This window comes from Pseudomonas sp. GW821-FHT03E01 (assembly GCF_059420765.1).
Genome location: NZ_JBWKUI010000001.1, coordinates 408,799 through 423,883, shown reverse-complemented (window position 1 = coordinate 423,883; position 15,085 = coordinate 408,799). Strand labels below are relative to the sequence as shown.

The following is a 15,085-nucleotide window of genomic DNA, read 5'->3' as shown; positions in this document are numbered from 1 at the left end:
GGACGGTAGCTTGATGGATAACAAGTACAACAAACTTGCCTTGCTCTGTGCACTGGCAACCCTGGGCACCGCACACGCGGCACCCTACGTGGAAAACGGCAGGGGCGGTGACCCGAACAGTTGGCGCAGCGCGGAGTTCAACGCCGACTGGGGGCTGGGGGCGATCAACGCTCAGGATGCCTATGCGGCCGGTTACACCGGCAAAGGGGTGAAACTGGGGATCTTCGACCAGCCGGTCTACGCCTTGCACCCGGAGTTTTCCGGGGCCAACAAGGTAATAACCCTGGTCACCAGCGGCATCCGCGAGTACACCGATCCGTACATTCCGGTCAAAGCCGGGGACGCCTTTCTCTATGACGGTTCGCCTTCAGTAGGTTCCAACGGCAAACTCGGCGCCCACGGCACCCACGTTGGCGGGATCGCCGCGGGCAGTCGCGATGGCGGACCGATGCACGGCGTCGCCTTTGGCGCGCAAATCATCAGCGCTGACAACGGCGACCCAGGCCCGGAAGACGGCATCATCCGTGGCAACGACGGCGCGGTGTACAAGGCCGGCTGGGACGCCCTGATCGCCAGCGGCGCGCGGATCATCAACAACAGCTGGGGCATCGGCATCACCGACCGCTTCGACCTCGGAGGCCGGGACCCGGCATACCCGCACTTCACCGTGCAGGACGCGCAGCTGCAATTCAACGAAATCCAGACCTTGCTCGGGACCAAACCCGGCGGTGCCTACGACGGCGCCATTGCGGCGGCCCGCAGCGGCATCGTCACGATCTTCGCCGCCGGCAACGATTACAACCTCAACAACCCGGACGCTATCGCCGGCCTCGGTTACTTCGTCCCCCAGATCGCGCCGAACTGGATGACCGTCGCCGCGTTGCAGAAGAACCCGGACATCAACAGCCCCGACCTCTACACCATCAGCACCTTCTCGTCGCGCTGCGGCTACACCGCGAGTTTCTGCGTGTCGGCACCGGGCAGCCGCATCTATAGCTCGATCATCAGTGGCACCAATGCCGATAACCTGACCACCGGCTACGCCAACTACAACGGCACCTCGATGGCGGCGCCGCACGTTGCCGGCTCGGTGGCAGTGTTGATGGAACGCTTCCCGTACATGACCGGCGCGCAAGTTGCCAGCGTGCTGCGCACCACCGCCACCGACCTCGGCGCACCCGGCGTCGACGCACTGTACGGCTGGGGCATGATCAACCTGCGCAAAGGCATCGATGGCCCGGCGATGTTCGTCACCGAGCAGGACATTCCCGAGGAGTTCCGCATCAACGGCGCCTACGGCTCCAGCCAGTTTGTCGCGGACTTGCCGGGTATCGGCGCGATCATCGACGCTGGCAAACCCACCGAGCGTGTGTGCAATGACGTGCATTGCGGGCTCGACTATTGGCGTAACGACATTTCCGGCCATGGCGGCCTGACCAAGCAGGGCATCGGCACGCTGGTGCTGACCGGCGCCAACACCTACACCGGCCCGACCCTGGTCAATCAGGGCCGATTGGCGATCAACGGTTCGCTGCTGTCGGCCGTCACCGTCAACAACAGCGGCATCCTTGGCGGTAACGGCAGCATCGCGGCACTGACCGCGAAAAGCGGCGGTACTGTAGCCCCCGGCAATTCCATCGGCACCTTGCAGGTGGCGGGCGACGTGACCTTCGAACCTGGTTCGACCTACGCCGTAGAACTGTCGCCCACCAGCAGCGACCGGATCATCGCCGGCGGCAAGGCGATCATTGACGGCGCAACGGTCAGCCTGTCGCTGGAAAACAGCCCGACGCTGCTGACCACCGGCGAGGCGAAAACCCTGCTCGGCAATCAGTACAACATCCTGCAAGCGGCCGGCGGAATCGAAGGGCGCTTCGGAGCAGTGCTGCCGGATTACCTGTTTATCGGTGGCACCCTCGACTACGCGGCCAACGGCATTCAACTGGCCGTCGAGCGTAACGCGACGTCCTTCACCAGCGTTGGCCAAACCCCGAACCAACGCGCCGTGGCCGCTGCCGCCGAGCAACTGGGCGCAGGCAATCCGCTGTACGAAACCCTGCTGCTGTCGCCGACCGCCGCTGTCGCGCAACAGGCGTTCCAGCAGCTGTCTGGCGAGATTCATCCGGCGATCGGCACGCTGCTGATCAACGACAGCCACTACCTGCGCGATGCCGTCGGCGAACGTTTGCGCGAGCATGATCTGTTCGACGCCGGCGCACCGACCGATGACCGCAGCAATGCCTGGCTCAAAGTGCTCGGCGCCTGGGGCAAGAGCGATGGCGGGCATGACAACGCCAGTTCCAACAGCTCCATCGGCGGGCTGCTGGCCGGTGTCGATGGCTTGATCACTGAACATACGCGCTTGGGTTTCGTCACTGGTTACAGCGACAGCTCATTGAGCATGGGCGATGGCACGCACTCTTCAGCTTCGGTCGACAGCTATCACTTGGGCGCCTACCTGGGCCATGAGATCGACGCGCTGCGCCTGAGTGTCGGCGGCGCTTACAGCTGGCATCGCATCGACGTCAAACGCGACCTGCAATTCGGTGACGTCAGCGGCAAGCAGAAATCCAAACGCGATGCGACCACCGCACAACTGTTCACCGAAGCGGCCTATCGCCTGGACCTGCAACCGCTGGCACTGGAGCCGTTCGCCAACCTGGCCTACGTGCATTTGAACAGCGACAGCTTCAGCGAAAAAGGTGATGCCGCCGCACTCAAGGGCGGTGAAAACAACCGCGATGCGGTGCTCTCGACCCTCGGTCTGCGGGCGAGCAAAGCCATTGCGCTGTCCGACCAGCATCAGTTGGAACTGTCCGGCACGCTCGGCTGGCAGCACAACCTGAGCAGCACCCGTTCCGAAGACCACCTGGCCTTCGTCAACGGCAACACCGCGTTCAGCGTGCAAAGCGTGTCCATGGACCGCGATGCCGCGGTGGTCGGCGCCCGTGCCGGACTGGCGCTGGGCCGCGATACCCGTTTGAACCTGGATTACAACGGGCTGCTCGGCTCCCGGGAAAAAGACCACGGTGTGGGCCTGACCCTGGACTGGCAGTTCTGATTTGACGCAAAGGAAGTCACAACATGGGACTGTTTGATTACAAAAATGCTGGCAGTGCGGCCGGCAAGGCGTTGTACTCCGACGCGATCGCGCTGACGCTCTACGCGTACACGCCCACCGGCCAGCCACTGCCAGCGACCGCTTGGGCGCCGATTGGCGCGGCAGCCCTGGGCTATCAGGGCAAGGTGGGGCCTCAAGGCACCTTCTATGGCGAGAAGGACGGTTTCACCAGCGCCGAAGCCGAAATCCTCGGTAAATACGACGGGGCAGGGCAGCTGATCGGCCTCGGCATTGCGTTCCGTGGCACTGGCGGCCTGGGTTACAGCGACACCTTCGGCGACATGAAAAACAACCTGCTGGCCGCGGTCGGACCGGCGGATTACGCGAGCAACTACGCGAAAAACGCCTTCGATACCTTGCTCAAAAGCGTCGCCGCGTTTGCCATCGCCCACGGCCTGAGCGCAACGGACGTGCTGGTCAGCGGGCACAGTCTCGGTGGGCTGGGGGTCAACAGCCTAGCGGAGTTGAGCGGCAATAACTGGGGTGGTTTCTTCAAGGACGCCAACTACATCGCCTTTGCCTCGCCGACCCAAAGCGCCACCGGCAACAACGTGCTGAACATCGGTTACGAGAACGACCCGGTGTTTCGCGTGCTCGACGGCACCACTTTCAGCAGTGGCTCGCTGGGCAAGCACGACGGTCATCAGGATTCGGCGACCAACAACATCGTCAACTTCAATGACCAGTACGCGTCCACCGCGCAGAACCTGGTGCCGTTCAGCATCCTCAACCCGCTGAACTGGTCGGCCCATGGCTCGTTGGGCTATGCCGACGGCTTGAACCGGGTGATCGACTCGCGCTTCTACGACCTCACCGACAAGGACTCGACGCTGATCGTGTCCAACCTGTCGGAGTCGTCCCGAGGCACCACCTGGGTCGAGGACCTGGGCCGCAGCGGCGAGCCCCACACCGGCAGCACGTTCATCATCGGCACCGACAGTAATGACTGGCTCAAGGGCGGCGCCGGCAATGACTTCATCGAAGGTCGAGACGGTAACGACCGGTTCCGCGATGACGGCGGCTACAACCTGCTGCTGGGCGGCAAGGGCAGCAACACCTTCGAGCTGCAGAAGCCGTTGCAGAACTTCAGCTTTGCCCATGACGGCGACGGCACCCTGTATGTGCGCGACGCCTACGGCGGCATCAGCATGACCCGCGACATCGGCGCGCTGGTGAGCAAGGAATCGGGCTCGTGGTGGGGCAGCAAGGAGGTGACCTACAACGTCACCGCCAATGGCTTGCTCAATGGCACGGAACTGACCCACTACAACCATTCGCTCAACGGCGATGCCTTCAGCAACACGCTGGTGGCCAGCGTCGACGGTGACTGGCTGTTCGGCAATGCCGGCGACGACCTGCTGCGCAGCGATAAAAGCCATGTGACCTTCGTCGGCGGCACGGGCAATGACGTGATGCATGCCTCGGGCGGCGGCAACACCTTTTTGTTCAGCGGCGCCTTCGGTTTCGACGCGATCAATGGCTACCAGGGCAGCGACAAACTGGTGTTCATGGGCGTCCAGGGCGCGGGGCAGGGCTATGACTACACCCAGCACGCTTCACAGGCCGGCAACGACACGGTGCTGAAGATTGGCGATTACGCCGTGACGCTGGTGGGGGTGGGACTGGATAACCTGTCGGCTTCGGGAATTACGTTTGCGTAAAGGCGGCATGCACTAGAGGCTCCGGGGCGCCTCGTGATCGAGGCGTCCTGGCTGTGAGCTATCTCTGACAATTCCAACAAAGAGAGAGGCAATACCAATGGGTGTGTATGACTACAAGAACTTCGACGCAGCAGACTCCAAGGCGTTGTTCAGCGACGCCATGGCGATCACGCTGTATTCCTATCACAACCTCGACAACGGTTTCGCCACCGGTTACCAGCAAAACGGTTTCGGCCTGGGCTTGCCGGCCACCCTCGTGACCGCGCTGATCGGCGGCACCGACTCCCAGGGCGTGATTCCCGGCATTCCCTGGAACCCAGATTCGGAAAAGGCCGCGCTCGACGCCGTGCAAAAGGCCGGCTGGACCCCGATCACGGCCACGCAACTGGGCTATGGCGGCAAGACCGACGCTCGCGGAACCTTCTTCGGCGAGAAGGCCGGTTACACCAGCGCGCAAGTGGAGATCCTCGGCAAGTACGACGCCCAGGGTCATCTCACGGAAATCGGCATTGCCTTTCGTGGCACCAGCGGCCCAAGGGAAATCCAGATCGGCGATTCCATCGGTGATGTGATCAACGATCTGCTGGCGGCGCTCGGCCCCAAGGATTACGCGAAAAACTACGCGGGCGAAGCCTTCGGCAATTTGCTCGGCAAAGTCGCGGCGTTTGCCCAGGCCAATGGCCTTGCGGGCAAGGACGTGCTGGTCAGCGGCCACAGCCTCGGCGGGTTGGCGGTCAACAGCCTGGCGGACTTGAGCAGCGAAAAATGGTCCGGATTCTATCAGGATTCCAACTACATCGCCTACGCCTCACCGACCCAAAGCAGCAGCGACAAAGTGCTGAACATCGGTTATGAGAACGACCCGGTGTTCCGCGCGCTCGATGGCTCGTCGTTCAACCTGGCTTCGGTGGGCGTGCACGATGCTCCCAAGGATTCAGCGACCGATAACATCGTCAGCTTCAACGACCATTACGCCTCGACGGCGTGGAATGTGTTGCCGTATTCCATCACCAACATCGCCACCTGGATTTCACACTTGCCCACCGGTTACGGCGACGGCATGACCCGGGTGCTGGAGTCCAAGTTCTACGACCTGACCAGCAAGGACTCGACGATCATCGTCGCCAACCTCTCGGACCCGGCGCGAGCCAACACCTGGGTCCAGGACTTGAACCGCCACGCCGAAACCCACAAAGGCAGCACCTTCATCATCGGCAGCGACGGCAATGACCTGATCCAGGGCGGCAAGGGCAACGACTACATCGAAGGCCGCGACGGTAACGACACCTTCCGCGACAGTGGTGGCTACAACATCCTGTTGGGCGGCAAGGGCAGCAACGTGCTGGACCTGCAACAGTCGGTGAAGAACTTCGTCTTCGCCAATGACGGTGTCGGCAACCTGTACGTGCGCGACGCCAATGGCGGCATCAGCATCACCCGCGACATCGGCAGCATCGTCACCAAGGAGCCGGGGTTGCTCTGGGGCCTGTTCAAGGATGACGTGACCCACAGCGTCACCGCCAATGGCCTCACCGTCGGCAGCAACCTGACCCAGTACGCCTCGAGCGTGAAGGGCACCACCGGCACCGACACCCTCAAGGCCCATGCAACGGGCGACTGGTTGTTTGGCCTGGACGGCAATGACCACTTGATCGGCAGCGCCGGCAACGATGTGTTTGTCGGCGGGGCGGGTAATGACCTGATCGAGTCGGGCGGCGGGATTGATACTTTCCTGTTCAGCGGCGCGTTTGGCCAGGACCGGGTGGTGGGCTACCAGGCCAACGACAAACTGGTGTTCCTCGGGGTTCAGGGGGGTGCGCCAAACGACGACTTCCGCGCCCATGCCACGGCGGTGGGGCAGGATACGCTGCTGACGTTTGGCAGTGATTCGGTGACCCTGGTAGGCGTTGGGCTGGACAGTTTGTCCAGTAGCGCGATTGTGATCGCCTGAGGGTGAGGCGGCGCCGGTAAGGGCCTCTTCGCGAGCAAGCTTCGCTCCTACATTGGAATCCATTTCCCCTGTAGGAGCGAGGCTTGCCCGCGAAGAACGATAACGCGGTAATCCTGCCTGTCCCCGTGACTCACTGGCCACTCCCGGACTCGAATACCTGCCTCAACAGCAACTGGCCCTAAAGCATCAGCCCATCCACGCGTTATCCTTATGACGCCGGTGCTGCATGCCGCCATTGAGTACAGGAGATTTAGTAACGTGAGTAACAGCAAGAGGTACACCTTCGGTCTGGCGCTGGCCTTGTTATCGGCAGCCGCCGCCGCAGAACTGCCTCAGAGCTCGATTCTGACCCGTTACGGGGTCACCTCCGATCAACTGCCGAAACCGCCAGCAACCGAAACCGCCAAGCCCATCGAAGAAAAAAGCCGCTTCCAGCTCCAGCCGGAACAGCCCTGGGTGACGTTGCGCCTGGGCGATGGCAAACAACCGGAGAAGACCGGCAACATCAGCATTGATCGTTCGATGCAGCAGGAACAGGAGCGCTGCCAGCGGATGCAGGAACAACTGCTTCGGCGTGGCGGGCAATACATTTCCTGCGATAACAGCATTCCGGGCACCCACTAAACCTATTAATGCCGGACAATTAAGCCGTAATGCGATCTGTAGCAGCTGTCGAGCTTGCGAGGCTGCGTTCGGCTGCGAAGCAGTCGTGAATCCGGCTAACGCGGTCTGCCTGATGCACCGCAATGTCTGGTTTTACGACTGCTCTGCAGCCGAACGCAGCCTCGCAAGCTCGACAGCTGCTACGGCGAACGCACAAAGAGTGCGTTGCGGCTGAACTGACCGGCATTAGCCCCTGAGCGCCCGTTACTGCATCGGCGTTCAATAACCCTGCGCGCGATCGATCTTGCCGAGCATCGGCTCACCCCGTTGATGCCGGCGGATGTTCTCCAGCAACACCCCGAACGCGCTTTCCGGCTGGGTGATCGCGGCGATGTGCGGTGTCAGCAGAATCTGCGGGTGGTGCCAGAACGGATGATCCTCCTGTGCCGGTTCCTGCTGCAGCACATCAAGTACCGCGCCGCTCAAATGCCCGCTGCCCAGCGCTTCCAGCAGATCCTCTTCGATCAAATGCCCACCACGGCCCATGTTGATCAGCGCCGCGCCCTTGGGCAGTTGCTCAAACAGGTTGCGATCAAGAATGCCCTGGGTCTGTTCGGTCAGCGGCAACACACACAACAGAATGTCGCACTGGCTGAGGAACGCCGACAGTTGCGCGTTGCCGGCATAGCAATCGACCCCCGGAATGTGATGGGCACTGCGCGCCCAGCCAGACAAGGCAAAGCCCAGCGGTTGCAAGGTCGCCAGAATCTGCTGCGCCTGGGCACCGAGCCCCATGACCCCGACCCGACGTTTGGCCGCCGGTTGCAGCAAGTGCGCCTGCCAGCAGCGGGCCATTTGTTGCTGGCGGTAGCGCAGCATGTCGCGGTGCAGGCTGAGTACGGCAAAAGTCGCGTATTCGCACATGCCACGGGTGATGCCCGGATCCAGCAGACGCACCACCGGCAAGCTCGCCGGCAAGCGACCGAGGTCGAGTTGATCGACGCCGGCGGACAAGGCAAACAGCACTTGCAGATTCGGCAGCACAACGTCGAGATCGTCAGGTGCCTGCCACGCGGCCAGGTATTGAATGTCCTTCGGGTCGCCGATGTCCGGCCAGGCGCGCCATTCAATATCCGGGGCGTGTTCGGCAAACAGCGCTTGCCACTGTTTGCCGCGCACAGGGTCAGCTTTATACAGCAGGGCCATGGGCATTTCCTGAAAGGTGAAGGGGCTGCCCATCATCGCGCAATACCAGCGCAGGATCTGTCGAAAGCAGCGGCTTTAACGGGTTGTGTGATCTTGTATCGACCCGGCATCGGCAGATTCGGCGGGCTGAAGGAATCTGCCGTTTGGCGGGGTGAAAACAGTCGATCCGAATTTCTCAGGGGGCAAGTTCGGCGTAGTTCGTTTCGCGCAAGCCTTAACCTGAACACCATCGCAACCACTTCCCGGTTGCCGGACTCACGATGGGAAATGCCATGAATAGCAAAGTCGACGAAACCCCTCATTTGCTCCGTCAGCGCGATCAATTCGTGCCACGTGGCCTGGTTACCGCGCATCCGTTGGTGATCGATCGGGCCCAGGGTTCAGAATTGTGGGACGTGGACGGCAAGCGCTACCTGGACTTTGTCGGCGGTATCGGTGTGCTTAACATCGGTCACAATCACCCGAAGGTGGTCGCGGCGGTGCAGGCGCAGTTGCAGAAAGTCTCCCACGCCTGCTTCCAGGTGGTGGCTTACAAGCCCTATCTCGACCTGGCCCAGCGCCTGTGCGAAATGATCGGCGGCCAGGACGCTTATAAAGCAGCGTTCTTCACCTCCGGCGCCGAAGCGGTGGAAAACGCGGTGAAGATTGCCCGCGCCCACACCAACCGCTCGGCGGTGATCGCCTTTCGTGGTGGGTTCCATGGCCGGACCTTGCTCGGCACCACGCTGACCGGCATGAGCCAGCCGTATAAACAGAACTTCGGGCCGTTCGCGCCGGAGGTCTTCCACACCCCGTATCCGAATGCCTATCGCGGTGTCACCAGCGACATGGCGCTCAAGGCACTGGACGAGTTGTTGGCGACCCAAGTGGCGCCTGAGCGGGTCGCGGCGATCATCATCGAACCGGTGCAGGGCGATGGCGGTTTCCTTGCGGCACCGGCGGAGTTTCTACAGGCCCTGCGCGCGCTGACTGAAAAGCACGGCATCGTGCTGATCCTCGATGAGATCCAGACCGGTTTCGGGCGTACCGGCAAATGGTTCGGTTTCCAGCACGCCGGGATTCAGCCGGATCTGGTCACCGTGGCCAAGAGCCTGGCCGGCGGTTTGCCGCTGTCCGGTGTGGTCGGCAAAGCCGAGATCATGGACGCGCCATTGCCAGGCGGCCTCGGCGGTACTTACGGCGGCAACGCGCTGTCGTGCGCGGCGGCGCTGGCGGTGATCGAAGCCTACGAGCAAGAGCAGTTGCTGGCCCGTGGCGAAGCGTTGGGCGAGCGTCTGCGTCAGGGACTGTTGCGCTTGCAGGCCCGTTACCCGCGGATCGGCGACGTGCGCGGCAGCGGCTTCATGCTGGCGATCGAGCTGATCAAGGATGACGAGGCACGAACCGCGGATGCCGACCTCAACCAACGACTGATCGATGAAGCCCGGGCCGGTGGCCTGTTGGTAATCAAGTGCGGCGTGCAACGCAACGTGTTGCGCTTCCTCGCGCCACTGGTGACCAGCGAAGCACAGATCGATGAAGCGTTGCAGATTCTCGACGCGGCACTGGCACGAGTCTTGAACTGAGCTCACGCCAGCTCACGGGCGCTGCCACACGGCATCGCCCGTGAGCATTTATGGAGCATGGATTGATGGAATGCATCATCGGAGGCTTTACACACCATGGGGCTGACTGATTATCGAGCGTTGCTGATCGATTGCGATGAGGTGCTGGTGGATCGCGATTCCGGAGTCTGGGCGGCGTTGCAGCCGCTGCTCGACAGCCGTGGCGGTCACCCGGACAAGGCACAGGTGCTGGCCGAATTCAGCGAGGTGGTGCGGGCGCTGTACCCGCGTTTCGGCGAGTTGGGCTTCAGTGGTTTGCTGTGTTTCGCCCACCGTCAATTGGCCGAGCGCTGGGCGTTGAAAGCCAGTTGGGAGGAGGGCATGAGCTTCGCCCGGTCCGTCGTCGGCTGGTCGTTGTTCGAGGATGCACCCGGCGCCATGCTGTACTTGCGCAAGTTCTATCGCCTGCTGGTGCATGGCGACCGTGACGCCGAAGATCGCGGCCTGCTGTGCGAACGCCTGGGGATTATGCCCGACGATTTTATTTCCCTGGCAAGCGACCCATTGCAGGACCATGACTGGCTGGCGGCCAATGACCTTGATGCCAACACCATCCTCCAGGTAACCCGGCCTGGCGCCCGGCAACCGGGGGCGGGGGCGGTCTGCCTGATCTGTCGCGGCCGGGCCAGACAACCGTCGCCGTGCGCGGCGGATTACTGCATTAACAGCATGGCGGATCTGGTGGCTCAGCATCAGCTGTCTTTACGGCGCTGATTTTGCTAGAAGATTGTCTTACAAACGGCAGTCAAGAGGTACGCAATGGAAGGTTTAGTAAAACTGGACCGAATCGACATCAGCATCCTGGTTGAGCTGCAAAAGGACGGGCGCATGACCAACGTCAGCCTGGCCGATGCCGTGGGCTTGTCGGCCAGCCCCTGCCTGCAACGGGTCAAGCGGCTGGAGTCGGCCGGGTATATTTCCAGCTACAAGGCTCACCTGAACCTGGCCAAGATCACCGACTCGGTCACGGTGTTCACCGAGATCACCTTGAGCGACCACAAGCGCGAAGACTTCGCCAAGTTCGAGTCCAATATCCGTCTGGTCGACGAAGTGCTCGAATGCCACCTGATCAGCGGTGGCTACGATTACCTGGTGCGCTTCATGACACGCAGCATCCAGCATTATCAGGAAGTGGTCGAAAGCCTGCTGGACAAGAACATCGGCATCTCCAAGTATTTCAGCTACATCGTCATCAAGTCACCCGTACTGAAGGACGGCGTGCCGCTGCGCAAATTGTTGCGGCACTGAAGCTGACTCCACATCCCCCCATTCCCTTGCAGCCTGCCGCGCCTTCGAAAGAGGCGCGCGACGGGCTCTGTGTAGCAGCTGCCGAGCAGCGCGAGGTGGCGTTCGGCTGCGTAGCAGTCGTAAACCCTGAATGCACGGTGTACCTGACGGATCGCAGTGACTGATTTTGCGGCTGCTTCGCCGCCGAATGCCGCCTCGCGCTGTTCGACAGCTGCTACGGAGAATTCGGTTTGGGCATGCACCTCAATCGGACATCGGGGCAGCACAACCGCTTCAACACGCTTCATGCTGGCGCAGGCCGTATAAACCGCTGTTTACGCGGTGAAAACAGTCTTCGTTTGCGTTACGGGCGATGAATTCGGAACAAAGCGCAAAATCGCCTGCGTTGTAATGCGTTCAGAGAGAGGGGCAGGTCGTTGCACGGCTTCAGTTCAACACTGTCGTTCTATCGAAAGGAAGGTCAGGTACCCTTGCCGCGGGCGCCGTCGCAGCTGCCGGCATCGGAAGTTGCCAGGCTGAAGAAACAGGGCTGAGCCAGCGGTAGTCCACTGACCAAGACATGAGTGACTGATATGACCCTATCTACAAGCGTGGCAGGGCAGGCGGGAAGTGTTTCCCCTGCGCTGGCCACCAGCGTTGCCAAAACCAACACCCGGATGTTGGCCATCGATGCCTTGCGCGGCTTCGTCATGCTGTTGATGCTCATCGACCATGTGCGCGAAACCTTTCTGCTGCACCGTCAGGTCACCGACCCGATCGATGCGTTGAGTGTGACCCCGGACCTGTTTTTCACCCGCCTGCTGAGCACCCTTTGCGCCCCGGTGTTCATCTTCCTCACCGGGTTGTCGGCCTGGCTCTACAGCCAGAAACACACGGCCAGTGAAACCTCGGTGTTCCTGCTCAAGCGCGGGCTGTTCCTGGTGTTTCTGGAGCTCACATTCGTGTGCTTTGCCTGGAACGCCGAGTTCCCGCCCAAGACGCTGTGGCTGCAAGTGATCTGGTGCATTGGCATTTGCATGATCGTGCTTGCCGGGTTGCTGCACTTCAAGCGCGGTTGGCTGATCGTGCTCGGGGTGGCCATTGTCGCCGGGCACAACCTGCTCGATGGCGTGACCGTGGGGCCGGAGTCGCCGTTCTTCGTGCCGTGGTCGATCCTGCATCAGCGCGTATTCATCGACATCACCGAGTTCACCCGGGCTCGCACCACGTACCCGGTGTTGCCGTGGATCGGCGTAATCCTGCTGGGCTGGGCCATCGGGCCGTGGTTCGGCAAGGACATGGACCCGGCAGAGCGGATTTCCCGCTTGCTCAAAGTCGGCTTCGGCCTGCTGGCGGCGTTTGTGTTCATCCGCTATCTGAACGTTTACGGCGAGAAACCCTGGGTGCAGACCGGTGATTCGCTGCGCACCTTCATGAGTTTCATGAGCGCGAAGAAGTACCCGCCGTCACTGATGTTCCTGATGCCGACCCTCGGCCTGGGGCTGATCCTTCTGGCGCTGTTCGAGAAGGCCCAGAATCGCTGGTCCACCGCGACCCTGGCGGTCTACGGTGGTGCGCCGATGTTCTTCTACTTGTTGCACCTGTATGTGCTCAAGGCCATGTACCTGGTGGCCGTTGCCATCTGGGGCGCCAATCAGGGCACCTATTACGGCTTCGATAACCTGCCCATGGTCTGGCTGTGGAGCGTGATTCTCGGGGTGCTGCTGTTCTTCCCGACGCGCTGGTTCGCCAACCTCAAGCAGCGCCGTCGCGACATCGCGATTCTCAAATACCTCTGATTCAAAGATCTTGCTGAATTCAGCACAAATACCTGTGGGAGCGGCGATACGGCGCTCCCACAGTTCCCTATTTGACGGCATACACCTTGCGCACATACCGCGTACTGCTCCAGGCGCACGGTGCGCCTTGCGGCACGAACACGGTGTCACCGGGGTTGACCGTTACGCTGGTTCCATCCGGCGCCTGCAAAGTCACGCTGCCTTCGAGCAGGTGCATCAGCTCGTTGAGTTTGTGCGCTCGGCCATGGCGGGTGTAAGGCGTCGAATCCCACACGCCGACGCGCAGATCAGTGGCGTCATCTTCGAAGGCATTGCGCGAGCGACACTGCGGCGTAGGCCCGATCAGTATCTGCGGTTCCGGTGCCGCGGAAGGGGACAGCATCGCCAGCGGGTCGAGCGCTGTCAGCCCCGGTTTCTGTTCGGCGCTGGGGCTGGTGACGGCGCAGAAGGCCCAGCACGTATCGGGTTGTGCCTCAAACCTGAGCGCTGTGCCGCGACCGATCACCGCGCTGGCACCGATGCCCAGTTCCAGCACCTGTTCCCCGGATTGCAGCACGACGTGCCCGGCATGGACCACGATCACTTCGGTGTGCGGGAAGTGCTCGATATCGACGGTTTTGCTGGTGTGAACAAGGCCCGCCGAGACGCCGTCGGACCCAATGTAGGCGATCTGACGACCGTCCATGAACGGATCGATGGAACTCAAGGGCGCTGCCTTGAAAGACGTAGAAACGCGGCTGCCGTCGGCGCGGGCCAACAGCACAATGGTGGGTTGAGACATGCGGGTGACGCTCCCTGCAAATGGGGGGTAGAAAGTGATGGAAGGCGCTCGCTTCATCGCGCGCCGGGATCAGCCGATGGCTTGGGTGACGAGGGCAAATTGGCGTACGCCGTTGGCCGCTTGCGGCGGTGTACCCCGTGCCATTTGCGCCACGGTGTCGACCTGTTTGAGACCGGCCAGCTCCAGCCACTCGCTCAAACCACTGTCCGCTGGAATGTCGATTCGCACGAAAGCGTCCGGCACCTGGGCCAGCAACACGGCGATCAGGTGTTTGGCCTGTTCAAGATTTTCGGCGATGACCGGGCCGAGGCAACGACCGCGACCAAACGGGCGCAGCAGGGCGAAGGCACGCAACTGACCGTCGCGCTCGATGCCTACCGAATGCTCGGCCACCGCAAACAGCTCCGTGAGCACCGCTTGCCGGTCCAGACCACTGCCGGCGTTGGCCAGTGCCAGTTGAGGAGCCCGATCCGTCGCCTGTAACGGGCGGCATTCCTCACCGTCCGCCAGTGGTTCAAGCGCGGGCACCTGGGCCAGGCCTTGATGCTGCTGAATTCGTCCGTACTCGACAAACCCCTGGCTGGCATAAAGCGGCGCACCGGCGAGGGTCGCATTGAGCATCGGCGTGCGCGACTGGCAGGCCTCCAGTGCGTGCTCCATCAATCGACGGCCGATGCCCTTGCCCTGATAGTCGTCACTGACAATCACCAGGCCGATGGTGGCGAAGTCGCCTTGCCGGCAGGCGAATGCGGTACCGATTAAACGCGGGCCATCGAGCACCACGAAACCTTCGCTGACCCGCTGCAACATCGCCCAGTCTTCCAGGCGATGAGGCCACTTCAACTCAACAGACAAGGCATGGGCCGAAGGCAAATCAGCAGCGGTCATCGGCCGATAGACATAAGCGGAAGGGTGCGAGGCGGACATGATGAATCTCCGTTTTACAGTGTGCGCGATCAACCGGTTTTCCGGCGCGAGGATGCCTGTATCCCATCTGTGTGAAGGCCTGACAAGGGGGGCGGAAGGATTCGGCAGATTCCTCACATCAAAGGCCTGCAGACCACACTTACTACTTAATTGCCCCATAAGGTCGGCAGCAAATGCTTGGGCTTTTTTTCTACGATGGAGGCCT

11 protein-coding genes are annotated in these 15,085 nt (G+C 61.7%); 8 read left to right on the top strand and 3 right to left on the bottom strand.

Going from position 1 to position 15,085, the window contains the following annotated elements:
- The first annotated feature begins 13 nt into the window (after positions 1 to 13).
- The 4 genes from AC07VO_RS01965 (at position 14) to AC07VO_RS01950 (ending at position 7,357) form a co-directional block, all read left to right on the top strand.
- Positions 14 to 3,061, top strand: a complete 3,048-nt coding sequence (locus AC07VO_RS01965) for an autotransporter serine protease (RefSeq protein ID WP_192350557.1) — start codon at positions 14 to 16, stop codon at positions 3,059 to 3,061.
- A 23-nt stretch (positions 3,062 to 3,084) separates the two neighbouring features.
- On the top strand, positions 3,085 to 4,782 hold the full coding sequence (locus AC07VO_RS01960) for a polyurethane esterase (protein ID WP_192350555.1): 1,698 nt from the start codon (positions 3,085 to 3,087) through the stop codon (positions 4,780 to 4,782).
- Positions 4,783 to 4,879: 97 nt separating this feature from the next.
- Positions 4,880 to 6,733 (top strand): polyurethane esterase, encoded by a 1,854-nt coding sequence (locus AC07VO_RS01955; protein WP_192350553.1) that lies wholly within the window; start codon positions 4,880 to 4,882, stop codon positions 6,731 to 6,733.
- A 258-nt stretch (positions 6,734 to 6,991) separates the two neighbouring features.
- Complete coding sequence (locus AC07VO_RS01950; RefSeq protein ID WP_138867576.1) at positions 6,992 to 7,357, top strand: hypothetical protein; 366 nt, start codon at positions 6,992 to 6,994, stop codon at positions 7,355 to 7,357.
- A gap of 258 nt (positions 7,358 to 7,615) precedes the next feature.
- On the opposite strand, the gene AC07VO_RS01945 is transcribed toward AC07VO_RS01950, so the two are convergent.
- Positions 7,616 to 8,542: a 2-hydroxyacid dehydrogenase gene (locus tag AC07VO_RS01945; protein ID WP_192350551.1), complete on the bottom strand. Its 927-nt coding sequence runs from the start codon at positions 8,540 to 8,542 to the stop codon at positions 7,616 to 7,618.
- 272 nt (positions 8,543 to 8,814) lie between these two features.
- On the opposite strand from AC07VO_RS01945, the gene gabT reads away from it, so the two are divergent.
- From gabT to AC07VO_RS01925, 4 genes are all read left to right on the top strand, one after another.
- Positions 8,815 to 10,107 carry a 4-aminobutyrate--2-oxoglutarate transaminase gene (gene gabT / locus AC07VO_RS01940; protein ID WP_192350549.1) on the top strand — a complete coding sequence of 431 codons (1,293 nt, stop codon included), beginning with the start codon at positions 8,815 to 8,817 and terminating at the stop codon, positions 10,105 to 10,107.
- 96 nt (positions 10,108 to 10,203) lie between these two features.
- Positions 10,204 to 10,860 (top strand): HAD family hydrolase, encoded by a 657-nt coding sequence (locus AC07VO_RS01935; protein ID WP_064617999.1) that lies wholly within the window; start codon positions 10,204 to 10,206, stop codon positions 10,858 to 10,860.
- A gap of 45 nt (positions 10,861 to 10,905) precedes the next feature.
- Positions 10,906 to 11,394 (top strand): Lrp/AsnC family transcriptional regulator, encoded by a 489-nt coding sequence (locus AC07VO_RS01930; protein ID WP_003174918.1) that lies wholly within the window; start codon positions 10,906 to 10,908, stop codon positions 11,392 to 11,394.
- A 572-nt stretch (positions 11,395 to 11,966) separates the two neighbouring features.
- The gene (locus AC07VO_RS01925; protein ID WP_192350547.1) at positions 11,967 to 13,172 is read left to right on the top strand and encodes an acetyltransferase domain-containing protein; all 1,206 of its coding nucleotides are present in this window, start codon (positions 11,967 to 11,969) and stop codon (positions 13,170 to 13,172) included.
- Positions 13,173 to 13,239: 67 nt separating this feature from the next.
- Here the strand turns inward: AC07VO_RS01925 and AC07VO_RS01920 are convergent, their stop codons facing one another.
- The gene (locus AC07VO_RS01920) at positions 13,240 to 13,953 is read right to left on the bottom strand and encodes a cupin domain-containing protein (RefSeq protein WP_192350545.1); all 714 of its coding nucleotides are present in this window, start codon (positions 13,951 to 13,953) and stop codon (positions 13,240 to 13,242) included.
- Between the two features lie 69 nt (positions 13,954 to 14,022).
- Entirely contained in the window at positions 14,023 to 14,880 is an 858-nt protein-coding gene (locus AC07VO_RS01915; RefSeq protein WP_192350543.1) for a GNAT family N-acetyltransferase, read from the bottom strand.
- Positions 14,881 to 15,085: the final 205 nt, after the last annotated feature.